General features: G+C 32.6%; 21 protein-coding genes. 9 read left to right on the forward strand and 12 right to left on the reverse strand.

All coding sequences use genetic code 11. The features are described 5' to 3' along the window. The first annotated feature begins 421 nt into the window (after positions 1-421). Positions 422-643, forward strand: coding sequence for a hemopexin repeat-containing protein (locus NMY3_RS04425; protein ID WP_196817717.1), 222 nt, complete (start codon positions 422-424; stop codon positions 641-643). Positions 644-1234: 591 nt separating this feature from the next. On the opposite strand, the gene NMY3_RS04430 is transcribed toward NMY3_RS04425, so the two are convergent. The 6 genes from NMY3_RS04430 to NMY3_RS16860 all read right to left on the reverse strand — a co-directional run bounded on the left by NMY3_RS04430 (position 1235) and on the right by NMY3_RS16860 (position 6812). Beyond that, positions 1235-2332 carry a hypothetical protein gene (locus tag NMY3_RS04430; RefSeq protein ID WP_196817718.1) on the reverse strand — a complete coding sequence of 366 codons (1098 nt, stop codon included), beginning with the start codon at positions 2330-2332 and terminating at the stop codon, positions 1235-1237. A 289-nt stretch (positions 2333-2621) separates the two neighbouring features. Next, a complete protein-coding gene (locus tag NMY3_RS04435) occupies positions 2622-2783 on the reverse strand; it encodes a hypothetical protein (RefSeq protein WP_196817719.1) in 162 nt (53 codons plus the stop codon). A 519-nt stretch (positions 2784-3302) separates the two neighbouring features. Continuing rightward, complete coding sequence (locus tag NMY3_RS04440; protein WP_196817720.1) at positions 3303-3614, reverse strand: hypothetical protein; 312 nt, start codon at positions 3612-3614, stop codon at positions 3303-3305. A 415-nt stretch (positions 3615-4029) separates the two neighbouring features. After that, on the reverse strand, positions 4030-4929 hold the full coding sequence (locus NMY3_RS04445; RefSeq protein ID WP_196817721.1) for a hypothetical protein: 900 nt from the start codon (positions 4927-4929) through the stop codon (positions 4030-4032). A gap of 371 nt (positions 4930-5300) precedes the next feature. Further along, positions 5301-6248: a radical SAM protein gene (locus NMY3_RS04450; protein ID WP_231100268.1), complete on the reverse strand. Its 948-nt coding sequence runs from the start codon at positions 6246-6248 to the stop codon at positions 5301-5303. A gap of 432 nt (positions 6249-6680) precedes the next feature. Continuing rightward, on the reverse strand, positions 6681-6812 hold the full coding sequence (locus NMY3_RS16860; RefSeq protein ID WP_257720006.1) for a hypothetical protein: 132 nt from the start codon (positions 6810-6812) through the stop codon (positions 6681-6683). Between the two features lie 257 nt (positions 6813-7069). Between NMY3_RS16860 and NMY3_RS04455 the strand changes: the two genes are divergently transcribed. Further along, positions 7070-7429: a hypothetical protein gene (locus NMY3_RS04455; RefSeq protein ID WP_231100270.1), complete on the forward strand. Its 360-nt coding sequence runs from the start codon at positions 7070-7072 to the stop codon at positions 7427-7429. Between the two features lie 1060 nt (positions 7430-8489). Further along, positions 8490-9467 carry a glycoside hydrolase family 130 protein gene (locus tag NMY3_RS04460; RefSeq protein WP_196817723.1) on the forward strand — a complete coding sequence of 326 codons (978 nt, stop codon included), beginning with the start codon at positions 8490-8492 and terminating at the stop codon, positions 9465-9467. Between the two features lie 330 nt (positions 9468-9797). Here the strand turns inward: NMY3_RS04460 and NMY3_RS04465 are convergent, their stop codons facing one another. Together NMY3_RS04465 and NMY3_RS04470 are read right to left on the reverse strand one after the other, a co-directional pair. Continuing rightward, entirely contained in the window at positions 9798-11063 is a 1266-nt protein-coding gene (locus tag NMY3_RS04465; RefSeq protein WP_231100271.1) for a glycosyltransferase family 4 protein, read from the reverse strand. 153 nt (positions 11064-11216) lie between these two features. After that, positions 11217-11687, reverse strand: coding sequence for a universal stress protein (locus NMY3_RS04470; protein WP_196817725.1), 471 nt, complete (start codon positions 11685-11687; stop codon positions 11217-11219). Between the two features lie 995 nt (positions 11688-12682). Between NMY3_RS04470 and NMY3_RS04475 the strand changes: the two genes are divergently transcribed. Then, the gene (locus NMY3_RS04475) at positions 12683-13051 is read left to right on the forward strand and encodes a hypothetical protein (RefSeq protein ID WP_196817726.1); all 369 of its coding nucleotides are present in this window, start codon (positions 12683-12685) and stop codon (positions 13049-13051) included. A gap of 480 nt (positions 13052-13531) precedes the next feature. On the opposite strand, the gene NMY3_RS04480 is transcribed toward NMY3_RS04475, so the two are convergent. Beyond that, positions 13532-13705 (reverse strand): hypothetical protein, encoded by a 174-nt coding sequence (locus NMY3_RS04480; protein ID WP_231100273.1) that lies wholly within the window; start codon positions 13703-13705, stop codon positions 13532-13534. Between the two features lie 2688 nt (positions 13706-16393). On the opposite strand from NMY3_RS04480, the gene NMY3_RS04485 reads away from it, so the two are divergent. Next, a complete protein-coding gene (locus tag NMY3_RS04485) occupies positions 16394-17035 on the forward strand; it encodes a PsbP-related protein (RefSeq protein ID WP_231100274.1) in 642 nt (213 codons plus the stop codon). Between the two features lie 268 nt (positions 17036-17303). On the opposite strand, the gene NMY3_RS04490 is transcribed toward NMY3_RS04485, so the two are convergent. Both NMY3_RS04490 and NMY3_RS04495 read right to left on the reverse strand, forming a co-directional pair. Then, entirely contained in the window at positions 17304-18386 is a 1083-nt protein-coding gene (locus tag NMY3_RS04490) for a hypothetical protein (RefSeq protein ID WP_231100276.1), read from the reverse strand. A 365-nt stretch (positions 18387-18751) separates the two neighbouring features. Then, positions 18752-19498 carry a hypothetical protein gene (locus NMY3_RS04495; protein ID WP_196817730.1) on the reverse strand — a complete coding sequence of 249 codons (747 nt, stop codon included), beginning with the start codon at positions 19496-19498 and terminating at the stop codon, positions 18752-18754. Between the two features lie 830 nt (positions 19499-20328). On the opposite strand from NMY3_RS04495, the gene NMY3_RS04500 reads away from it, so the two are divergent. Then, positions 20329-20988 carry a phosphatase PAP2 family protein gene (locus NMY3_RS04500; RefSeq protein WP_196817731.1) on the forward strand — a complete coding sequence of 220 codons (660 nt, stop codon included), beginning with the start codon at positions 20329-20331 and terminating at the stop codon, positions 20986-20988. A gap of 388 nt (positions 20989-21376) precedes the next feature. On the opposite strand, the gene NMY3_RS04505 is transcribed toward NMY3_RS04500, so the two are convergent. Further along, entirely contained in the window at positions 21377-21868 is a 492-nt protein-coding gene (locus NMY3_RS04505) for a hypothetical protein (RefSeq protein WP_196817732.1), read from the reverse strand. Between the two features lie 568 nt (positions 21869-22436). Here NMY3_RS04505 and NMY3_RS04510 point away from each other — a divergent pair. The 3 genes from NMY3_RS04510 (at position 22437) to NMY3_RS04520 (ending at position 25596) form a co-directional block, all read left to right on the forward strand. Then, a complete protein-coding gene (locus NMY3_RS04510) occupies positions 22437-23651 on the forward strand; it encodes a hypothetical protein (protein ID WP_196817733.1) in 1215 nt (404 codons plus the stop codon). Between the two features lie 143 nt (positions 23652-23794). Further along, positions 23795-24490, forward strand: coding sequence for a DUF47 domain-containing protein (locus NMY3_RS04515; protein WP_196817734.1), 696 nt, complete (start codon positions 23795-23797; stop codon positions 24488-24490). Positions 24491-24597: 107 nt separating this feature from the next. Continuing rightward, positions 24598-25596, forward strand: a complete 999-nt coding sequence (locus NMY3_RS04520; RefSeq protein WP_196817735.1) for an inorganic phosphate transporter — start codon at positions 24598-24600, stop codon at positions 25594-25596. Positions 25597-25917: the final 321 nt, after the last annotated feature.

A 25917-nucleotide genomic window follows, 5' to 3' on the forward strand; every position in this document is an offset into this window, starting at 1 on the left:
TTAAATGGCTACTGCATTTGCATTTAGGTGTATTGATTTCTCGGATCAGATGGAAATCGAATTTAAAAAGAGGAACAGTATGATTATCCGTTTGTTTTGTTACTAATATGATCAAAAATTAGATATGCCAAATAATATTTTGTTTTTGAATGCTGACAACAGACATTATTTGGAAAATTAATAAGGCGTTTTAAAGAGGATTAAATTTAATGCTCGACGGCTAATTCGATACGGAGTTTCTATCAATTGAAAAATTCATGCTACTCTAGATGATAACATGTGATCCAAAACAGATTGTAAGGCACAATTCCAAGGTCCCTAAATACTCGGAATATCATTCCATAACCTTTATTTATTTTAACTATAAAGCAGTCATATGTGGTATCAAAAATACTTTTTATTTCTGTCAGTTCTTGCCATCATGTCACTAATATTGCCATTCAAAGTACCAATTAAAGGTTCATTAGCTCAAAATTTTACCTCGAATATCGATGCTTCATTTCTCAGTGAAGAGGATAATAAATTATATCTTCTAAAAGGCGACCAATATGTTCGCCTTACATTTTACGTGGGTCAGGGTGCAACGATGGATAGTGGTTATCCACAACCAATCAGCAATTGGGTTGATCCCCCAGATTCTTAGGCTCAAATAAAGGATACATCTATATCCCTACAGAACTTTTATTTTTTCTCTTTCTCATAATGCCCTAGATATTTTTAAGCATTAATGAATTTAATTGGTTTACAGTTCGTGAATCGAAACTATACCTATTTTTTTTTGACTTTGTGTGTTTTCCCTTTGTTGTTTTAATAGATTGTTTTCCTGAGTCATTACGTACTAATTACTGATAAAGTATTTTGAGTGAAAAAAATCAAATAATCAAACAGATCATTTTGTTATTTACTAATATTAAATATTGTCTGCCTTTACTAATATAGTATGAGTACTAATTTTTGGTTAGTTGTTAGATAGATGTGTTCTATGCACAGACCTTAAAAAGTTAAGTTATAGAATACTAATATTCATCATATAATATACAAAATACTACCATGAACAACAAGTTTGATATCTTACACGCCAACTTGAGATCCATACTAAACACCAAAATTTCATACAACTAATTTTAACTATTCATTGATACTACAAAGGCCATTTATGGGTCAATCAAGGCAACTATGAATGATTTAGTAACCTATACTAAATCAAATAAAAATAAAGATTTTCCCCTGATTATTAAGTACTTGAAAGTATCTGCAAGTCAAAAGCTTTTATCAAATTCGGATGAATCTGAGTATGAACGATCATCATTATATCAGTTGGTGGAACTTTGAATTCTATTGAATTTACAAGTTGCTTAATACCGCCTTCCAGATTAGTACTATATGTGGAAGTGCCGTTTTGGGATATTATTGGTTTAAGTTCTTTATTAAAAATATCCAATAGTTTTTCAGCCATGCCTTCTGCACTTTGATAATTTGCCATATTTACTATAGATTTATTAGTATTCCAATTGGTATCTGAATTATTAATTGATGGCGGCATATCCATCATCATGTTCATATCCATGTTACTATTGTTACTAGAATTATAGCTATTATTATTTTCAGCCATAGACCCTTTGTTCATATTTCCCATATTTCCCATATTTCCCATATTTCCCATATTTCCCATATTTCCCATATCGGTCATATCAAAGTCAACACTATAGGCATCACCATAATTCCTTAGTACTTCGTCTACTCCATCAGCAAATCTCATAGGATGGATTGAGCCATTGTTGTTATCCTTTTTTGGACTAAATATATTTGATATGAACATACTAACTTGATTTAGAAAGTTAGAATCTTCTGATTGTTTTTTAGCTTCCGTTAGAGTTATGACTTTATCTACATTCGTATTGATACTTGCAACTAATTGATCTGATTGTTCTAGTTTTTGTTTTTCACCTTGAATTGAAGAAGTGGTATTTGAAAATGAAGATGTCAAGTTGCGCAAATTTTCTACTGCTAATTTAAGATCATCTCCAATTTTTTTATCCTGTTTAACTATTTCTACCAACAAGTCCCAGTAAAAAATACTAACAGCTTCATCTGCATGTTTTTGAGCCAAAGTTGCATTATTATTTACCAGATTTGACTGAACAAGATTCGATTCGGTCTGAAATTGATCTAAAGACGAGAGAAATGAAGCATAATTATTTGGAGGAAAATTGTGACCATACGCATTTTGGAAAAAAGTAGAATCCGGACTAATATTTGTATTACTATGGATGATTGTGCTAAATAAAATACCTAACACTAATAGAATAGATAGTGTATTTTTCCGATTCACAATGATAAAATTATGTTTAAATGTTATAATAATACTTCGTTTGATTACAATTAGCAACCTATGGTTTAATGGCAAATCATTTGTTGATATAATAAATGCTCTAATTTATCTACAATAAACCAAGATACAATAAAGTCCAATTGTTTTTTTTTACTAGTAGTAACTTCAACAGGTTATTCTCATTTAGCAATCAATACTTTGACTGAGACGTGTTTTTATTAAAGTAAAATGTTAATTTTCATATAGAGATACTACCAATATTATGAAGATATAATATTTTCATAATATATTAGGAGACAAGGAACATGGATATCCTCTTGTTAAAAGCATTTACAAATTCTTCAACTATTTGTACCTGTTCTTTGGTCAACCTTTCAGATTGTATCGAATTGGGATCCCTGTTTATCTTGTTGTCCATTATTTTTGCCACTTCTCTAATTGTTTTATTCATAGAGTGTTTATGAGCCTCAGATATTTATAGATATTGGTATCTATTGGCAATTTTAAACAATAATATTGTATTGGAGGTCAGCGCAATATAAAATGTTTTAACCGTTTTCCAAGTTATCCCCAAATAAACATAAAACAAGGATTTTTGAGTACACCTACAAAATTGAAAAGTCAGGATTTTGAATATTTTATCCATTCTGAAGTTTATAGTCATATATTAGAACACAATTTTCAGGAGGCCTGGGCGATTGAATTCTTTGTATTGATAGTTTTGACAAGTCATTGGTTAAAATTATGGTCTTTTATTCATATTCGGTCTATTCATAAGCAGTTTAACTCTTTTAACAATTAATATTTTAGAAAAGAATTCAATCTTGGGTTTCGATTTGTTGGGAAAATGAGAGTATATCCAAAAGCCAATGATTTTCTTCATCAGATTGGTGTAAAATCCTATGAATATTGATTCTACCCTTTAATTCAAATCTTTTCTATACTCAAAAATATCTATATTGAAGAGAGGTTATCTCCGTAGAAAAGAAATATTATATTCTGATTCGTTAGTAGATATGGATTTTAAGTCAGGACAATTGTTAAATACCCTATCTAATTTTTGTAATTCCGACTGGGATAGATTTGATATAGTCCCTTTTTCATAAGATGCAAGAAAATTTTCCTTATTTCCTTCCAGTGCAAATAAATTATTCATTATTTCACTGGCCTTTTGTTTACATTGTTCTTCAAAAGCGAATGGGGCAATTAATCCTACTACTACTGCAGTTACGATGATTATTGGAATAGATAAGACTATAATGATCTTTTGACTCTTTTCCATGATATATTGAATTAGTTAAATCGTATTATAATAAAGATATCATTTAGGTCTTGTTTATTGAGCTGAATTCATATCTTCTCATCTTCTTGGCAGTCTAATAATTTATTTATCTTCTTTTTACATTGTTACTTACAGTCCGATATCTTTGTATTACATTGTCAGTGATATCGACATCGATAATTTCTTTCCTAAGAAACTATAGATTTGTATAGACTAGCAGTTACTATTTCCGGGATGACCTACTAATGAATATCATTTGATGTCTATTACTATCATGATATGAAGCACAATGATCCTGTATCTTAAATGATGATACTCAGAATTAGTTTTATTGTCATGGGTAGGTGCAAGATGCAAGTTAAGCTAGCGAATTAATCTGATGTGTTGGGAATTTGTACTGCCCAAGCCAAAAATATTAAGGATTGTCATAGCATATTGCATATGTCTGTACAGTTAATGCTGAATCCATACTTGAACTAGTGGTAATCGTGGTGGTAAATGTGCTAAGAGAATCCGGAATTGCAGAGTAAGAAATTACATTTCCATCAGAAATATCATAAATGGATCCTCCTCCCACGATCAAGTCACCATTGTGGCAAGATGCAGTAGAGGAATAAGGATTACCTCCAGTTTTATCGGTCGGCCCATGAATTATGTATATTTTTCCATCTAATGATAATGAACCAGTTGAAGATGATGAACCAGTTGAAGATGATGAACCAGTTGAAGATGATGAACCAGTTGAAGATGATGAACCCGAAACCACTATATTATTTGTGGTATCTGTGGAACTACTTACATGATTAGCATCAGCTGAACAACCTACATTAGATGTGCCTTTGGGACCAGTTGGACAACCTACACCTCCAATACTTTTCGCATTACCTTGACCTAGTTGGCCTCCAGCATTACCTTGACCTAGTTGGCCTCCAGCATTACCTTGACCTAGTTGGCCTCCAGCATTACCTTGACCTAGTTGGCCTCCAGCATTACCTTGACCTAGTTGGTCTCCAGCATTACCTTGACCTAGTTGGCCTCCAGCATTACCTTGACCTAGTTGGCCTCCAGCATTACCTTGACCTAGTTGGCCTCCAGCATTACCTTGACCTAGTTGGCCTCCAGCATTACCTTGACCTAGTTGGCCTCCAGCATTACCTTGACCTAGTTGGCCTCCAGCATTACCTTGACCTAGTTGGCCTCCAGCATTCTCCATGTCTTGATTACCAAAGTGAAAATTACCTCTTTGTGCTAACGAAAAATTCAACAGATCGGGGCTATAAGGAATGGTTAAAATTATGAAAATTAATCCACACATTAATAGTGTACTAATTAGAAAAGTCATGATTTAGAAATCAGAGAATGGTAATATAGATTTTATTCATCAAAGTTTATCTTGATGCTTCTGCCTTGACAACAATAGATAATCCATGGTATTTTCCTAGCGTGTTTGGTCTCCATGTATATATGGTTTGATCTTATCTGAATTTGTTTATTTGTCGCTGGATGACATCTTCCAGAGTTTATGCAATGCGTTTCATCTCTTTTAATTTTACACACCTATGCATGTATGAGGAATGAACCTATCAAAAGACACTTAATAATTGAGTGTGATGGATGTTATCATCTATGAATTTTGTTATTGAATATTCTTAATTCTTTGAGAATGTTGGCCAATGCGAATCATTGTCAATTATTTTTCAATCCTTGAGCAACTAATATCGAATAACATCCCAACCCACATTTTTCACATATTGGCTTCATTGCATTACTATCGGAGCTTCCAATACAACAAGGCTGTTTTGACTTTCCTTTATGATCTAACGATAATATTGCCCACGAAGGACAGTCCACCGGGGTAGTTTTAATTCCTCCCCAATTTCCTTTCATTAATTCTAGTTGCTTTTCTGTGTTCATGATAAAATCTGGATATTTAGTTCTTAATCTTTGAATATTATTAATTATTTCAGTTCTTGTATCACCGAATGGTAACCAAAGTGGATCATTGTCTGCAAAGGGAGTATGAAATTGAAATCCTATTTTATTTATCGTATCTTTCCATTCGTCAATTAGATCTTCTATGGTGGTATAATTTAGAGAATTTATGGTCATTGTGATCCAAATGTCCTTCCAAGCTGGTTTTCCGTTGCGAGCGGGCCCGGAGATATAGTCTAAAATATTCTTTTTGGTTTTCGCATAAGCGCCTTTTCCTCTAATGCTATCATGTACCTGTTCTGTACCATCAAGGGATACCCAGTAAAAGTAAAGCTTGTCAAATCTTACTAAAGGATAAGTACCGTTTGTTACTACACAAATTCTTCTAGGCATCTCATCACAAAAAACCTTTATAATATCTTTACGCATCATAGGCTCGCCTCCAACGAGTGTAACTACATAAACATGATGTTTTTTAAAGGTCTGTTTTATTATTTCTTTCCAGTCGCCGGGACTCAACTCGTCTAGTTCATTTCTCCTAGTTTTCCACCAATAACAATGGGAACAATGTAAATTACAGACGTTGATAATGTCTGCAGAACCATAGATAAATGGTTTAGATTTAAAAAACTTTATAGACATATATTTACTTAGGATACTAAAAATTGTAGGAGCGTCTTTTATTATATCGGTTATACCCATACCGTATACAAGATCTACCAATAGTAATCATAAATAGTATGGATTCCAAAGTATATTAATAATACCCGTAATTTGGAGATATTTTTCAGTGGACCTGCACTCATTGAAAAAGGCTAAACATTCTATATCTCTTTCATGAAATGATGTCTAATTCAATTAGAATGTCGTTGATGGATTATTTAGATAATTTGATCAATAATGACATCGAAATATTTCATGGTCAAGGTTTGTAATTTGTAATTTGTAATTTGTAATTTGTAATTTCTACTCGTAATAGTAGGTTTAGTTCAAATCCCGGATTTTATCCAATGTGCAGGTAATTGACAATATGTGATCCCTATATTATTTCCGTATTTTGTTTCTATACCACTTTATGGATGAATTTGGAATTCAAGAAATTGTTCTAAAATTGTAAGAAACCATGACCTTCAACTATACTGTTTGTTTCTTTCTATTTCTCTTTTCCTCTGGGGGTATATCAGTGTAATTTTTTAAAGCGTTTCCCAAAACAAATTCAAGTCCATTTTCCATCAATCGAGCAATGTCAATAAGAATGGATATCATTTCTGGTCTCTAAATAGTGTTATGCATGTTATCCGGTGCGGTAATCAGCGATATTGTCTTGAAATAATTAACTCAAATGGTCGATCATGTCTTAGTAATTATTTTTGTTATTCTAGTTCTAGATCATGCTGTTTACTATTAGATTAATAGTTCACATGAAGGAATCATTTTTAATAGATATCGAAATGATGATTAACACGAACTGAAAACGATATTCATCAGAATATACTTAAGAGACCTGGTATGTATATAGTAATATGGTAATAGAAAAAAGTTATAATAATAATCACCTTCCCATTATGTCATTAGATTCTCTTCGTAAAAGTACTATGATCAATCAAACTAAAAAAGAAAGTATGGTTGTCCTTGCTGAAGAACAATCGAATGAAGATATAGAAACATCTTTTCGCCAAAGATATTCTCAAGAATTAAGAACTAAGAAACAGCAAATATATGATATGGAAAGAGGTTTTAATGAGTTAGACGATGAAAGAAGGAGTGTTAGACAACAAATGATGCGAACTCCTGGACGACGAGGAGAGCTCATAAAAGAGGAAGAAATCTCTAAGGAATTTAGCAGGAGATTTTTTGAAACTCCAGAGATACGTGCAAATTAGATCTCCTTCACTATCTCATAATATCATATTTTTATGTTGTTTTATCTTTAAAAGATATATACAATTTTTACCATTTTGTAGAATTATATTTCATGTCAGGAGTGTTTATTCGTATTTTGTTTACGATATCAACATGATCTAGGCCTGCTTATAACATAAATGGGTGAGTAGGTGTTCCTAAACATGTCTTGAAATTCTCATCAAATCTGTTTGCATCGCTTTTTATTTGAACTTGTGATTCATACCTTGCTAATGTAATAACTTTATAAAGTTTTGAATTCCATAAAGCATGTCCAAATAATATCTATTCAAAATAAAGGCAAAAGTTCAACTAAATATGCTCAAAAGTCAAAACGAAAGGATTTCGAGATAATTAACCTCTAATTATATTGATTACTCTTAACGTCTATTACCAAATCTTGAGAATTTCTGCATGTGATGTTGGTTAGATAGTGAAAGAAATCTTTGTCATGTTCTATTACAATTACTTTATGTCTGATTGTGCTTGATTATATATGCCATTTAGTATGGTCTTGATAATCCTTAATATTGTATCATGTATATCATAAGTTATGAGTAACATGAATAACATTCAATTGTTAATGTGTAAGAATTGTACCCATTCAAAGAATGAGCATAGACAACAACCCAGTGGTCCAAGATTTTATGATCATCGATGTTTATTTTGTAAGTGCCAGCAATTCACCTAAATTTGTTCTTTATTTCCTTACCGTCTTTCTCAATTAATGACACGATTACATGCTTCTAGTTGAACAAAAGTACACTTCTATTGTATTTCTGATTCATACTACTTATTATTATTGCCATTTTCTTCGAAATTTTCTATATGAAACGAGAATGGAGTTAGTTTGTTTATAAATTAAGAATCGAAAGATCATCTATATACCAAAATGTATATAGTCCATCTCAGGTCAAATACCGTTAAGCATTGCTCTAAGTGTTCTATTTAAATACCTTGCCAATAACCATATTCAATGTTTATGCCAATTCAAAACGAGGTCATCTCAAAAATCAAATTCTGTGTTGACGATTCATCCCATTGACGCCCGAGAAACCCCAAATCCTAAAGAGATATTCAGATAATCCTATACTTATTCCCAATAAGAATAACTGGTGGGAGTCCGAAGCTGTTTTTAATTGTGCAATCTTAAATGACGGAAAAAAAATTCACATGCTTTATCGTGCGATCGGTGAATATGAGCACTACCTTTCAAGAATAGGATATGCATCTAGTGAGGATGGTTATCTCTTTCGTAGGCGTGATGAAATAGCGTTTGACCCAACAGTGGACTACGAAAAATATGGTATCGAAGATCCACGATTGTCCGAAATCGACAGTCAAGTTTACATTACTTATGTAGTATTACCTGATCGTCCAAAAAAAGGTCCAATGGTATCAACCGCATTAGCAACTACTAAAGACTATTCCAAATTCGAAAGACTGGGTATCATTACAAATGAAGGGATGGATAACAAAGATGTGGTTCTTTTTCCAACCAAATTATCTTCCAAAAATACCGTCAGTAGTGAAAAGATGACGTATTTTTGCTTGCATAGACCAAGTTCATGGGTAGGTGCCGCATACGGAATTGATAAACCTAGCATATGGATTGGAGAGGGGACTACATTGACAAGTTTTGAAACGCATACTTTGCTCATGAAACCGGAACAAAAATGGGAAGAATTAAAGATCGGTGCTGGCTCCCCGCCTATTAGAACAAAATACGGGTGGTTGGTGATATATCATGGTGTGAGCGCAGACAGAACCTATAGTGCTGGGGCTGCACTTTTGGATTTAGAAGATCCATATAAAATAATTTGTAGAAGCAAAGAACCCATTCTAGTACCTACTACACAATATGAGAAATATGGCGATGTAAACAATGTGGTTTTTCCTACAGGTGCTTGCATTATCAATGGAGAACTTTTTGTTTATTATGGTGGTGCGGACAAGGTATGTTGTGTTGCCACTGCCAAGTTAAGCGATCTTGTAGATTATATTTTTCAAAACAGTTAGTATGTCATGAGTTGTTAACTCAATGAATTAGTGAAAGATCAAGAAAAACTGTTTTCATAGTAGGAAACAATAAAATTGGAAAAACAATTTTACCGGCTATCATTTTATGTTAATTTTTGTTCTATAGGATGTAATTTAGAAGCTATTCAAATTGTTACCTTTTACATTAACTGTTAAATATTACGACAATGCAGTAAAAACAAATTCAGAAGAAGTCTTTTCAAATTCTTATCAGAGATTTAAACAATCAAATCTCTTCCTTAATCTATGAATCCTTTGATCATATAACATAGAAGTCGATCATGATAAAATCACAACACTGAAATTCTGTTATGGACTAACATAAGGGAATAGGTTGTTTTTGATTCCCTCGTTCTCGCCTAAAACCGTGGTATAAAGTGCATAATGCTGTAATGCAACATTGTCCCACGTTAATTCCTTATTGAATTCGTCAATTCTCTTAGTATATTGAGAATAATTCGCTCCTAGTTTCTTTATTGCTTTAGCAAATTCGTTAGGTCTTCTTTTTACTACTATTCCAAGTCCTTTATTTGCAAATTCTCTGAAGAAGCCTAAATCAGTCGCTATAAATGGTAACCCATGAGCCAGTGCATCAAACATTACCCCTGAACCTGAAGTTACGGTATAGGGAAGGACGATTATGTCACATGCATAAAAAAGAATTGAAAGTTCTTTATCTGTTAAGAATCCACGATTCAAATTAATTATTTTACCATGATGTGTATTTTTACTTTCTGTGTTAAGAATTGCTCTATGGTTATCATGACCATCAATTGAAGACGGCTTTATCGTATTGAATAAATTTTCCGACTGGTTAATTACCATCGCCCAATCATCTGGAATATCCAAATTATTTAATATGTCCCACCCTTTGGTATGTGTCATGAATCCAAAGAATAAAGCTATTTTACGATTTATTGGTAAGGTGTATACTTCCCTTGCCTCTTTTTTCTTTATAGGCATATTAAAATTTGGTTCTGCACCATGATATATGACAGTAAAATTTTTCAATGATTTTTCATCATTTTCAGCTATTAATTTGGCTAAATAATTTGAAAAAACAATACTGGCCTGGCTCATTTGCATTTTTTGTTTATTTGCGGTATTAAAAGATCGGTAGTTTATGAAGCGTTTCCAGTAGGCTATTATTTGCTTGCTCAGATTAATCGGAAAAGTAATCATGTCTTTATCCATAATATTTGGGTGTTTTGACAGACCCATCCATTGTCGTAGTGGATATGCAGAATGAAATGTAGTGATTATGGGTATTTTACATTCTTTATAAAATTCGTCTATGTTCGTACTTAATTTGTTTGGATTGATGACGTCCATCTTAAGTCCATAAAGTCCATGTTCTAATTGGATGTGGACAAGATCAGGTACATACTCATCAATCACATCTAGGATTACTTTTGAATTATTGCCATTTTCAGGATCAATACCCCCATAATCTCCTTTTCCCTTCTCGTTGCATAAAACAGAAACTTTAATACCCGATCTTTTCAATCCCTCTGTGAGATTTTTTGCATACCTACCTACGCCTCCGGGAATGGGAGGATATTCGGTGGAAACCATTAGAATTTTTAACGAAAATTTATCATATTTATCTAACTTATAAGACATCATAATAATAAATTATATTATACAACAAGACATATAAGCAGCTGTAATAACGCTACCAATTCATCGATATTTACACATTTTTTACCGGTATTTACTATATTTTGGTTATCTTACCAAAACTACTGGACACGTTGCAACTTCTGAAATCCATCTAGAAATACTTCCTATACCTTTTCTATCATGTCTTTTCTTTAATGATCCACTACTACCCATTATTATCATGCTTGTATTCTCTTCCTTAGATACGGTAAGGATCTCATCTGCAGGATGACCAACCCGAATTTTTGACTTAGCTGCAACACCGTCACGGATTAATCTATCTACCTCCTTTCCAACCATTATCTGGGCTCCATCTCTAATTGTCTTTTCAAAATAGTGCCTAGCTTTGTCAAGATCATCCATATTTGAAATAAATTTTGCAATTTCCTTGGGATAGAAACTTGTATCATCAATAACATACAAAACGATTATCGTAGAACTCTGGTTTGTTGCAAGTTCTTTTGCTTTCTCTAAGGCCTTTACTGACAGCTCAGTCGCATCAAATGGAACCAAAATATTGGATTTATTGTTATTCATTCATTATTACATAATTCTTTGAATATATAGACATCACCTTTTGCTATATGCTCTTATTTTCTCATGTCACCGACTAGATTAAAGACATTTTAAACTCAATAACACTAATTTTGTTTTCTGTATGGTGGCGTACATTCTATCATATACATTGCCTAGTTGATTACAAAGTCTATTTCATACATCCAGTTCGTCGTTTTGATTGTTGGTCTATCAATATTATGGTATATAGAATAGGAATAAGAAAATCCAACTTATTTCCGACACTAGAATGTTTAATGGAAAGAAATGGGATGGATTTAACTTTGTTAATAAACTTAAATTCCTGGTTAGTAAATTGGACTAATTTCAACAAAGGAAGGCATATGGATCCTGATATATTAGTGATCTAATATATGTAATAGCCCAAAAAATACTATATTTTTTCTATACGAGCGATCACAAGGGATTGAGTGCGGAATCCCCTCGATATACTTGATAGGAATAAAGTATATATCTAACATATGAAAGGTACAGGAAATTTTAGTGGAAGAATGATGTCTATGGTTTATCTACGTAAAGTAATAGCCGAAAAGAAGCTGGCAAATAAAGATGAACTGAGTTTGAAAACGTCTGTTTGAAGGAAAACACTACTGACAACTATCAATACAAAAAAAAAACAAGTCCTACCATCATATTGGGACATTTATTGTTCATTTCAATTCTTAAAACTTGATATAGATTTCGTTAGGTTAAATGTTTATCCACTCGTTAGAAGTCTTGAAAAATGATTTAGGGAATTGTCTTTGATTTTCCCCTCTAGTCGTGAATTTAATAATTTTGGAACAATTACAAGTATATTTGAAGACCATCTTTCCAATGGCTGTATTCATGTTAATGTAAATTAATAAAGGATTGAAGTTTTAAACCAGGTAAAAAACAAACTTATATTCAATAGATGTTTTAAGAAAATAATAGAATGAAGAAAATAACTTATGACATCGAGCGTCAATAATACAATGCCGAATAAACAAGTTAAACATGATAAACAAGAAAAGCCATCAGCTAAAATAGAAATATTAAAAAAAGCAAAGAAAAAAGTATCTGATGTATCACAATGTGATAATCTATCTATCGCTGAAATAGATGCGCTTCACTATCATTATAGCAAATTATCCCCTTTATTTAAGAATGCGCCTCATCCCACGTTCTTGGTTTTGAGGATCTTAGAACGTTATATCCAAATAGATAATATTGTTATTGGAGATGTAATAAACGAAATCAAACAAAGAGGGCTCGATGTCTCTCATACTGATGCACAAGTAGATGCATTAGTGAATGAGCTAGCATTAAATAATAAAAAATATAAAGCAAAATCCAGTGATTAAGGCTTAAAAAGTATATCTGTGTTTATTGACACTGGGAAACATCAATACCGTTATTGACAATATTTCTACTATTAGGTACTTATACTGAAATTAGATATTCTGTATTAATTAGTAGTATTTTGAGATATAAAATAAATAACTGTAATAGGATTAGGAAAGTCAATTTTACCTATGATAATTTGTAAAAAAGATCTTACAATTGCTAGAAGATCGAATGGCGTTTGTGAATGTCACGTACTGCTGGATGGATGTTGAATTCGTTGTTTAAATCCGAATTTTTCGACCTGAATGAGTATATGTATCCTATTTAAATGAAATAAAAAATGAGGTTCATAGTACAAATTCGAAATGGCGTACTAATCTATTGTTTGTTTAAGTTTGTTAATAAAATATTTTAGCACTTGTATTCTTCCTTGTTATTTCCTATTTTTTCCGAGATAAAAAAACATGATTAAGATAGATCAGTTGAATGTTCTGAATCTATGACAGGTCTACATAGTCCTCAAGCGCATAATTATTCAAATGCCCTTTAGAGCATTTGAATGTTGAATTTGGATTCTTATCAGATTCATTTCTAAATTCAGTCATGTTGTCTGTATATACTCCACTAAATATTATACCACAAGTTTTACATTTTAACATAAGCATAGGCATCTTTATTCCTTCATCCTCGACGTTCTCAATACGTTGAACTTGTTATTATCCTTACATTAATCTGGAAATCAATAGTCAAAATCAAAATGGTTATTTGACAAGATAAGTTACTATTCAAGTATAAACTTAAATGTTTATACTAATATTTACTTCAATTTGGATTTCTAATTTCTTTTTTCTTACTCCATGAAAATCATATTTTTGTACTTATTTAGGGGAAAAATATCTATTGGTTGATTTAAAAGATAAATCGTAATTTACATCCTTCATGACAGAATACCCAGTGTCTCAAACTTGTAGGAGTACAAGATCTTGATATATATATGCATAGTATACTCAATGATTAAAAATATTTTTTCTTGTCATGACTTAAATGATTTATTAATGTTAGTAATTCTGCATTTCAACAGAAACAGACCTTCTATACAATCTTTGGATGATTCTACTTATTAGTTTCATACAGATGGACAAGAGTAGTCCAGTGCCATTATGTGCACTAATTATTAGACAGGGTAATGACCTGACATTGCATTTAACGCCTATTGAAAAAAACCATTAGTATGTCACTGATTGGGTTAACTTAAAATGTTTCCAGTGGGAATGGATTCACGACAAAAGTAAGCAAATCCATCTACAAGAGATCTTATTCTATGGTTTAAATCGAGTTATCTAATATGCACGCGAATATCTCCAACTGCCGTTATGAAATGTCTCAATGAATCTGATCCCTTCAGGATTATTTATTATCCTGGTGTTGCCATTCTTAGGGTTATTAAGCTGATTTCTCCTATTAATGACCTCAATAAGTTTTCTCATATTTATATATACATTTCCTCATATAAGAACGTATAAAACATTGATAACAAATCAAATCTTTGGAGTAGTAAAGGAGGTCTGACTAATCATGCATGCTTGTACCCACATAAAGTAAAACTTCACTTCTTAATTTGAATTATCATCTCACTCTGACTTGTTTACCACGCTAAATATTGCACTCGTAATTAGATTCGCCACTACATTTCCAAAAGGTGCATTAAATGATCCAGTTCACACTAATGTAAGTAATCTATCAGCATTTCTCTTTTATTGTCCTTGATAATTACAAATTATTCTACAATCTCATTGAAAATTCTTCATTATGGTACTAATTATCATTACTCCTTTGTTTGCGAGCATATTTTTATTCCATTTGATAAAGTATTGATTTGTGTTCCTTAATGGTTTGACAAAAGAGTCTTTAATCTTCTTTATAGATCTAAAACACTGTTGTTATATCCTCATGCTTTCTTTGATTCAGGGGTTAGAAAGGTCCAGCTTATCTTTGTTTAATTTCAATTAGTATTATTCTTCTTTTGAGTATTTTCATTTTGGAAATACATGTGGTTATTACCTTTAGTACGCTTTGGCACGTTTGCAATTGTTGCTTCATCATCATTCTTGCTATATGACATCAATTACTATTTGGATTCATCTTATATAAGATTATATTAGGTTCTAGTTTGTCTGAGGAAACCGTAATTTTGAAAGGTAATCTAAAGTAATATCCTACAATCGATTGGCAATAAAATTTTTCAATAAATTCAAATGTTGACCTAATCTCTCTTGGACCTTTAGTTATTTTCTAAAGACAACTTATTTTAGGGTTGATTGACCTATAATTTAACCGACTGATGATGTTTTTCTGGAATTAGATTTTTTTCCAGTGTAGGAAGCAAATGTGGTTTGCAAATAAAGTCTCCCTATGAAATTGTTCTCAATCCTCAGTCCAGAAAATCCTAAAATCACTCAATTATTGTGGGTTGGTCGATAATCAACTGAATTTCTTTTCATATTCTCGTAGACTAGATTCTACTGCATAGTCTACATAATTGTCCATACCTTCTTGACGTATGTTTGAATCATAACTTGTCACCTTTGTGGGAAAACTTTAAGGCATTCTGAAGGGACCTTTTCAAATTCTAGCGAATTTACTGTCTTATCCATAGCCAGAAATTACTATTTTCTAGTAATTTTCCAACCATTAATATATTTGTAGGGCAAATAATAAGTTATGAATGATGCTAGTATTCAATTATTAATCTGTAAAAATTGTACACATTCAAAGAAAGAGCACAGGAATGAACCTAATGGTCCAAAATTTTATGATCATAGGTGTCTTTTATGTAAATGCCAACAATTTACATGACCTTTCTATCCATATTTTTCACGATGAGTACAAAAAAATGTCGTCGTGTTATTAATATAAAGATGGGGTCAAGGCCAAATGGTATACCCCAAAATGAATTACATCAGATAAGTTCTTTCTGAAATTATTGATACCATATTACAGTATACATTTGAATTTGCATCTTGCAGATAAATTGAACTTATCCTGATCTTCTTTTCTATTATCCTTTCATTCTAATCAAAGTGTTGTTGAAGTTGAAGTTTGAAATTCAATCAAATAATACATGATAGTCCATCTGAAATCTTAAAGCCCTTCTTACTACAAAAATAACCTAAAATTAATTAGGAGAAATTCTTGCATGTAGGATAAGCTAATTACGAAAACTCGATCATAATGTTAGAGGAAATTGTTAATATAAAAAATGAGACCAATTGATGTAGCTACTGTATTTTCTGCATAGAAAAATGTTATGAACAATCTTGCATTATCATTTTTAAATTAATGTCTATAATATTTATGAGATGTATGGTCTTAAAGTATTGGTACCTTTTAGCATTATTTTCTGTTTTGGGTTGATGACTCTAGCATGTTATGAATACGACAATGTCTATGGCTCGTTGGTATCAAATAATTCCACTGAAAACAATTTGAATTATACTATCTACTCTGATGATCGGTTGGGAATCAGTTTTGAATATCCTTCTGACTGGAACGTTGAGGAGAAGATTAATAGGTTTTCAAAATATTCCGATGTACTAGTGTATAATGGTAATAATTCATTCAAAATCATGAAATCTCAATCAAATTCCGATACAGTAATGGCAGAGAAACTAGGAGGTTTAAAGGAAGTAGTGGAAATAATTTTACCCCCTGAAGAAAGAGTAGTAGGAGAGATAGAGGAAAACAGGTATGCAATAGATGGTTCAGATACCGTGTCAGTGCTAACTGCAATGGAGGGATTGACTAATATTCCTGACAAAGGTTTGGAAAGAATTCTATTGATACATGATGATGTTTTGTATATTCTTACTTACCAAAATACCGTGGTTGAATTTGATTCAAAGCAAAGTCAAGAAACAATACAACACATATTGAGTTCCTTCCGATTTATTGACTCGACCGATGAGGAGGACCCAGATGATATCAACGAAGATGATGACTAAAATCCGATCGACCAAAAATATGGCAAACCTTTATGATGATAAAAAAATGCCTCCTCTACTTATTTTTTTCATATGTAACAAGATGAATTTAGCGGTGTATTGATCGATAAACCGTAATTAATCATGGGATCTAAAAGATTTCCAATGCTGCTGAGTGCTTCTCTCTTGAGTGCGGTCCAGTCCCATATCAATCACATGGTTCCTTAGATTAACCGTTCCATTTTAACATCTATTCGATATGGGATCGACGAGTGTTTTTATATAAAAATCACGTACTTTTCTCATCATAGGTCTGAATGCTGTATAAGTATCTCTTCTTTTCTGTTCGCATTAAATAAATGATTCCAATTACTAATACTATTTCTAATGCCTTGGCCATAATTCCTGCAAGATCCACATCTTCGGGAGTTGCGTTTGGTGAGAGTGGAGGAGGGAAAGTGACTGAGTACAAGTATAATAATATTAGAACCAAAGACCCTGTCAATCCAATCCAGTTTAAGATTAAAGACTTTTTGTAATACTCTTTTGAAACATACTTTTTGTCGGTTTTTTTGACCGTGAGTTTATCATCAGAGAAAATTAGCAAGATATATGAAATCCCATAGAAAAGTTGTCCACCTGCGGCGGATATGAGGAATATACTATATTCATATCTTAGAGTTGCGTGACCGGAGTATACTGCAAGGTGAACTATGGCCGCACCCAGTGCTAAAAACAAGACTGAATATTTAATAAATTCATCGTTTGATATCGGATTTGTCTTGCTTTTTCTTCTGCTTAGAAACATCCAGCTTAAAACTAATCCGACAATCAAGATAACTCCTACAGCTGAACCATAGATCACTGTGGTAAAAATGAAGCCAAACGATTCAGTTATAGAAACATTAAATACGGCTCTTTCACAGTTGCAATTTGAATTATCGCCTAGTATTGTACGTGCGGGAGGAATTGTATTGATGATATCACCACTAGAAGCATTGGAATTATCATTTAGTATGCTTAAAACAATTTGATAATTTCCTACCTTTGGAAATATGTAGGGAATTTGGAAATCGCCTACTGCTAGCTTTGTCCAAGGGTAAGCAGACAACCGTTCATTGGTAAGTGTTGAATAAATTTCAACCATCCCTACCAAATTGCTTGTGTCTTTGCCTTGCTTATCTTGAATGCTAAATTGGATCTGTGATAATTCATTTGGTTTGGTGTATTCTGGCTCTATTTGTTGGAGAACCATATACTTATCCCCAATTCCTGTATCTCCATTATTATAGTGGGCAGAGTGGCTGAAATGCGCCTCAGCCGAACTAAATGAGCATGAAATAAGATAACAAATAAAAATCATTAAAGACATTGAAATTAAGAATTTGGTATTTTGCTTAAAAGAATAAATATCATTTATTCTATAATTTTTCAATTTTATATAATTATACGAAATCATGCTATAAATACCGTTATCTTATTTATGATCTTCTACCTTCTAAACACCTATAGACATATCTGTTTAATGGCTATTGCTAGAAAATTTATGATAAATTGCCGTTCAATAACTTGCGTTGGCAACAAAATTCGTACTTTTAACCTCAAATAAACATCGTATACTTGATACGGTATGTTAAAGATAGATTTAAGCAGGTGGACTAATTTACATTGTATATCCCTGTCGAGATATTTTAATAGAAATGTAAGATTTTCTGGTTAGTTTATAGTACTAGACACTTAATCTAGTGCGTGTAGGTGATTCAAATTTGTAGAATTGACTCTGGGATTAGGGTGAGTAGTATTGTTGATATTGGAACTATCCAATCCTATTCCGCTGATTAAGGTGCCAAACATTTCATTAGAACTCGAAAAATGCCCTCCAGTTTTGTTAGCATCAATCATTAAACCCAAAACCTTTTTGCCCATAAGATGAATAGTTATTGGCACCTGTGCGTATTGGGTTCCATTATCGGAATGTATGCTTGATAACCCTGTAACTACGATGTCATTTCCAGCAAGAATAACGTTATTTGAGGTAAAATTATTTATCAGGTGATTATGGGAAAGACTTCCATCGGGTTTTATCATGGTAAAATTGGCATTAAAAGTTGCACTCATGTTTGAATTGTTCACATTTTTCTCACTAGAATTTTTGATTTCCAAATTCCATAGCCCCCCTTGAATCCAAGTTACTACCCCATTTTCCATCTGGTTATTTGCAAAGTGTCCAGATGCAGATACTAACATTGGCTCATTTTGTCCGCTGGTAATTAGGATATTATTGTCATGGCCCCGATGTAAACTGGCTGTAGGATTCTGGCCTGGCTCATAAATCATTTGTGCATAAGCCTTTATCAAGTAAGGATTATGTTGTACGGGATCCATAATATTAGATGCTATGCCGACAGTAGTAACTAATAAGATTATTACAATGGATAGAATGATTGATATCTTATATTTTGATATGGAAAAAAATATGTTCACTAGAGAATGTATTAAATTAATACATAAATTTTTTTCGTAAAGGAATCCATCTCACACACAAAATGTATTTTATCCATTTTATGGTGATCATGTCTTAATGTAACCAATGCTAAATACTGCCAATAAATTATTTTGTAGGGTTTTGATACCGTGTATTGAACAGGTCTGTAAAACATTTAGGACTACTTGTAACAATGCTGAGTTCTTTTATTTAGTCTTTTTTCCACGAGCCATAGCGAATTTGAAGCTCTGGTCACTAAGATCATATTCATTGTTAAGCAAGTAAGGGAGGTTACATTTCAAATGCGTTCTAATCTTATTATAGGAACTAATGCGGATGTTACCACAGATATCAATCATCTATTATATACAATAGTCCGGACATTTTAAAAGTAAAGGAAAAAAATTATTATTTTTAGTATTTTTGTTATGGGTTTTAAACTATATTGCATTAATTGATTAAATCAGTATATTAATCAAAACCAATCTGTAGTATGAAAACATCTCATAATGAATATTCGAACCATGGACCCTCATATTGTAATTATTGACTAATATCTCTTGATATAGAGTTATCACTTATTTAGGAAAAAAGATTTTGATATGGATCCCTCATTCGCATTATAATTGGGTCTTGGATAGTATTTTTAAATGGATTTTATTCAATTTATTGAAAAGTGAAAGAGAATAATACCCAACGATCTTTTTCTGCTCTTACAATTAAATTTGAGAGAAACTATAGAACAAATGGATAGTGATGTTTAACAAATGATTCTACCGCTGCGGATAAAAATTGAAATCATTCTCAATAAATCAATCAACAAGTTGTAATGAATAAATATTTAGTCTCCTCTATTATCATATTTGGAATTTTCATAGTCTTTACACTTGCAATTTATAATGATATTATTGAATTGAATGATTACTCATCTGAGGGCAGTTTGATTTATGAATTTGACACTGGTATTATGCAGGCTCGAAGCTATTTCTTTTCCTCTGTCACAACCGAAATCATGAATATTTTGTCCGATTTTGGCCGAGAGTATTTTTGGATTATTGTTCCTATCCTTCTGTTTGTATTCGAAGGAATTGATGGTAGAATTGTTGCCGTAATTATCTTGCTTTCATTTATGCTTGTTATTCCCTTGACTACTTTGGTTAAAGATTTGATTGACAGGGATAGACCGCTTGTTTTTTACGGAGCTTCTGTCAATAAATTACCGGTAGATGAATCCTATCCTTCTGGCCATGCCAGTATGGTTTCAGCTGGTGCGGTAACAGCTTTATTATTGCTAAGAAAATCTCCTAGGCAGAAATTGATTTCCATTCTTCTTGTATTTGAAGCAGGATTAGTTTGTTTATCCCGACTATACCTTGGAGTTCATTATCCTACTGATCTAATAGGCGGTATTCTATTGGGAAGTGGAGTTGCACTTTTAGTAACCAGTGCTCATAATATGATTGAACGACTTGTAAAGTTCAAAATTTGATGGTTTTTCTATGGATTCTAAATAGTTCAATTCAATCTCAGAGTCGTTAGTCAGGTTCTAAAGATTGATCCAAAACGACCAATGCTAGAAGACAATTATTTGAGAATGTTTTGTCACAACGTGATTCGTAAGAGTCTTCACTGAACGTCCCCAGTGATAATATATCTTAACGTTAATCAAGTTGACTTGATGACCTACTCTAGATCCTGAAATCACCAAACCATGATATTCTGCATTTAATAACTGTGATCTAATCTATAACACAAAGTTAACTGGTTCAACGGGCTTGCGGACGGTCACGCTAAGATATAAAAATTGTATAGTTTTATCTAGAAATCATGGCTATACTGTGAGGTCTAAGAATACCATACGATAAACACTGAATCACTTAACCCGTTTTAGAATATGTCATTACAATGTTACAATTCTTCGTTTCTACTTTCATTATTCCACCATTACAGTCACTGGAGAATGAAGTATTGTAATTAGGAATAGATGATGTAGTAACACTGTACATTCCCATTGATAATTTTATCACAGTGCCCGAAACATTTCCTTTAAAGACATCAGGGACTGGGTCGTTGGCATGAATATTTACTATGAAATCAGATGAGAAATTCCTTCCCTGTCCTCCATTTAATGTGGTTACTTTTACTATTAGTGCTCCTTTACTCTCTTCTTTGCCCAAAGCTGATGATGAGTTATTAATACTACCTTTGCTTGTCAGATCGATTTGACTGGTCTTGCTGAAATTGGTTCCAGTATATGTGTCATTACTTAATTTTGAATCTAACTCAGAGCCAAAGCAGGTCAATGTAAAAAGAGAAGTCATTAATACGAATAAAAACGGTAGCAAAAACAATTTAGATGCAAATTTCATAAATAATGATTGTATTACCATATTAAAAAGAGTACAGGTTTTTGCAGTCCCTGTCTAATAGTTGATTGTATACCTCGCCCGATATTTCTTAGAATTAATGTAATTGGTCCTCGACTATTGGTAATCATTTTAAAAGATTTTTGGGGTGGATATTGGTCTACTATGCCTTTTTCCGGTAAATTCATGATTTTTTTTTGATGATGTTGTTTAATGCAATGCTAGATGAGCAAATCAGAATAAGAAACGACATGCCATTAGATAGACAAATACTACGGTTGACATCTACTACGAGGAAACAGGATTTGAATATTTGTGATTGTCCATTTGAAATATCTTGTGATTTATTACCAAACAATTTTTCACGAACTCATAAACCAGATGAATTTCAACCAAGCAGGCGAATTAAATTACTATGATTAATCGATCTCAAAAACAAGGTTCACAGATCAAATAATAATTTGCAATTATTATATACGATTGTTCTAAATTTAACTAGTAGAATTATTTTTATTAACCATGTTAACAAATTATTTTAATAAGTGTTTTTGTTAAATAATTAACAATTAATTTGTTAAGGTCCAAAAAAACTGCAAGCCTATTTCTACTAACTACTTTGATAGCATCGCTTTCCATCATTTTTACTTTTGCCGGATTTGATCCTTCATTAAAGGCCAATTTAGTATTTGCTCAAACCCTTGATTCTAATGCCATCCAGATTATAGGTACTTCATCTTTTATAGATGATTTGGGAAATTTTCATGTCATAGGTGAAGTAAATAATACTGCATTTGATCCTCAAACGGATATTGTAATTACCACTATTTTATCCAATACGACAAACAAGACTATAGTAGGAAATCATTCTGCATTCACATCGATAGGAACCTTGAGACATGGTGAATCCTCTCCATTTGACATATTGGTACAGGACCCTCAAATAGTAGGAAAGTTTAACTTTATTGAGTTCTTCACTAGTTCTCGACCTACGACAGAAAAACCTGCAAACCTAATTATTAATGACAGCAGTGTATTCTTAGACAATGTTGGTAATCCTCATATCACCGGTAATATAATAAACCAAGGACCATTCCCAGAACAATTCTTGAATCTTGTTGCAACATTTTATGACAACTCTAGTCTTGGTATAGTTGGAACTCAAAGTTTTGGATTAAATGTTGCTAATTTGTCTCAGAATCAAGTGGCTCCATTTGATATTACCATTACAGACAATAAAACTAAATCTCAAGGTGCATTCTACTCACTATATGTTAAATCTGACCAAAGCTCTATGAGTTTGCCTTTTAGTTCAAAATCGTCATTTGTTTCAACTGGAGGTTCTTTTAGTGGTGCTAATGTTTTGAGTAATACTTCATCTTCAAGTAGTAGCGTTGGATTGCCAAGTAATGATAACAGTAACAATGATTTAAGTAATCCTAGGAATGATTCTGATAATGATAATCAAAATAATAATGACAATGATGATCAACGCGGGGAAAAGAAAACAGATGATAATGGGAATCCATATTATAACGATAAAAATTGCAGTGAGAAACCTGGCTCTTCTGGAGGAAATTCTTCTGAATGCCAGGATGCAGAAAATGAAGAACAAAGTGAGCAAGAAGATGAAGATTCTTCAGAAAAGGATCAAGGTCCTCCATCTAACTCAGATTCTACAGGAGATAACAATGGAGAAGATAGTGACGCTGGTAATGAAAGCGATGACGATAAAAACACAGATAGCAATGAGGAGAATGGCAGTGGCGATGATGGTGGTAACAACTAGATAGTTGCTTCCAAATTACTACAAACCTACCTTTTGTTTATTTATGCTGTCTCAAATAATCATGATAAAGTCGATTGGACCCTTTTTTTCGTCAACGTGAACCAATCAACCTAGAAAATATGGAAAAAGATTGATGCATTTATTTGGTCGATAAAGATAAAAGAAGAAATTACCCTCTTAGATCATACGTGGTTTCTAAAAAATGGCTCTCATGGTTGAAAGGCAATGATAAAATAATCATCGAGATGTTGGAAAAACAATCAGCTAATTTAGTAGATGCAACAACATCATTGGTTGAAATCATACTAGAAAGTCAGGAAAAAAACTTTAGCAAAGGAAAGATATCCAAAATCAAGGATTTAGAACACGAAGGTGATAATATAACCCATAATTTATTTACTACTTTATCTCAAACATTTGTAACTCCATTAGATCGGGAGGATATTGCTGGCCTTGCTAGTGCAATAGACGAGGTGTTGGATTATACAGATGGTATAGCAGATAGGTTTTTGCTGTTTAATATTCAAAGACCTACTTCTATTATGATCGACCTTTCTAAGATTCTTCTTGGTGCAAGCCGAGAAATACATTTTGTTACCAAAACATTACATAATATGAAGAATGCTTTTGAATTGCTACCTCATTGTCATAATATCAAAAAATATGAGCAACAAGCGGATAAATTGTACAGAAGAGCAATTGCTGAATTATTTGAAACCAACACTGATGCTATTGAAGTAATAAAATTAAAAGAAATATACGAAAATTTCGAATCTTCATTAGACAAATGTCAAGATGTAGCTGATATAATAGAAGACATAGTCCTTAAATATGGATAGTATGTCTGTGCATGTTAGTTTGGGTAATATTTAGAATTGTGTAATTGTTGGATAGAAAGATATAGTCTCTTTAATAACTTGAATATTTAACCATGGAGGAGAATTTGATGTATATCACCATCGGGGCAATATCTTCAGCCCTTTTGTTTGATTTCGTAAATGGTTTTCATGATTCAGCAAATGCAATTGCAACAGTGGTTGGAACTAGAACTCTGAAACCATTACATGCGGTGACCATGGCATCAATTACTAACTTCATAGGACCGTTTATTTTTGGAACTGCTGTGGCTGCAACTGTTGGGAAAGGAATAATTCAGCCAGAATTTGCTACTACTGAAGTAATATTGGCTGGTTTAATTGGAGCTATTGTATGGAATTTAATTACTTGGTATTTTGGTTTGCCTTCTTCTAGTAGCCATGCATTGATTGGAGGTTTAATTGGATCCGCATTAATTTCTGGAGGGATTCAAGCCATAGTATTTGAAGGATTAGAAAAAACTATTGTTTTCATGGTTGCCTCCCCAGCCTTGGGATTTTTCATGGCATTTATTCTTGCTATACTCTTGGTGTATTTTCTAAAAAGGAAAAAACCCCGATCAATCAATAAGGTGTTTGGCAAATTACAAATATGTTCATCAATTTTTTTTTCGTTGACTCATGGTGCTAACGATGGACAAAAAACGATGGGTGTAATAACAGCATTGTTGATAGCTGGAGGTTTTTTGGAGTCGACTGAATTTGTTGTACCTATTTGGGTTATATTGAGTGCGGCAATTGCGATAGGATTAGGCACCTTTTTTGGTGGATGGCGAATTGTAAAAACTATGGCATTTAAGCTTACAGATTTAAAACCCTATCAGGGATTCTGTGCAGAAACTGGGGGTGGAGTGATTCTTGCAGCTATGGCTTGGCTTGGAATACCCGTCAGCACAACACAAGCTATTTCTGGAGCAATAATGGGGGTGGGAGCGACTCGTAGGCTTTCTGCCGTGCGATGGGGTGTAGGCAAGAGAATTATTTATGCATGGATAATAACCATCCCTGCTAGTGCTGCTATTGCTGCCTTAGTTTTCGTAGTTTTTAGCTTTTTTACATATATGTTATAAATATTCAACGCAGGATCAAAAAACCCTTCTTATATTATTTAATGAAATTGCAATGATTGAAATTTTATTCTTTTCTCAAATCTTCAGGAGAATATTTTGTTAGTTTATGACTTAATTATCTTACCGGTGCATCGCTCATAGAAATATGAGGTGGAATCATCTAAAAATGAAATTGTGGATCAATCTCTGATTTGGTGCGAACTGAGTAACTGTAGACTATCAAGCATAGACGTTTATTATTGTTATTAATTATTACCAACATTTGTTTTTTTTATTGTTTCATAACTTTGCTAATAATAGAAAACATTCTTTTTTAGATAT

The organism is Candidatus Nitrosocosmicus oleophilus, from assembly GCF_000802205.1.
GTDB lineage: Archaea > Thermoproteota > Nitrososphaeria > Nitrososphaerales > Nitrososphaeraceae > Nitrosocosmicus > Nitrosocosmicus oleophilus.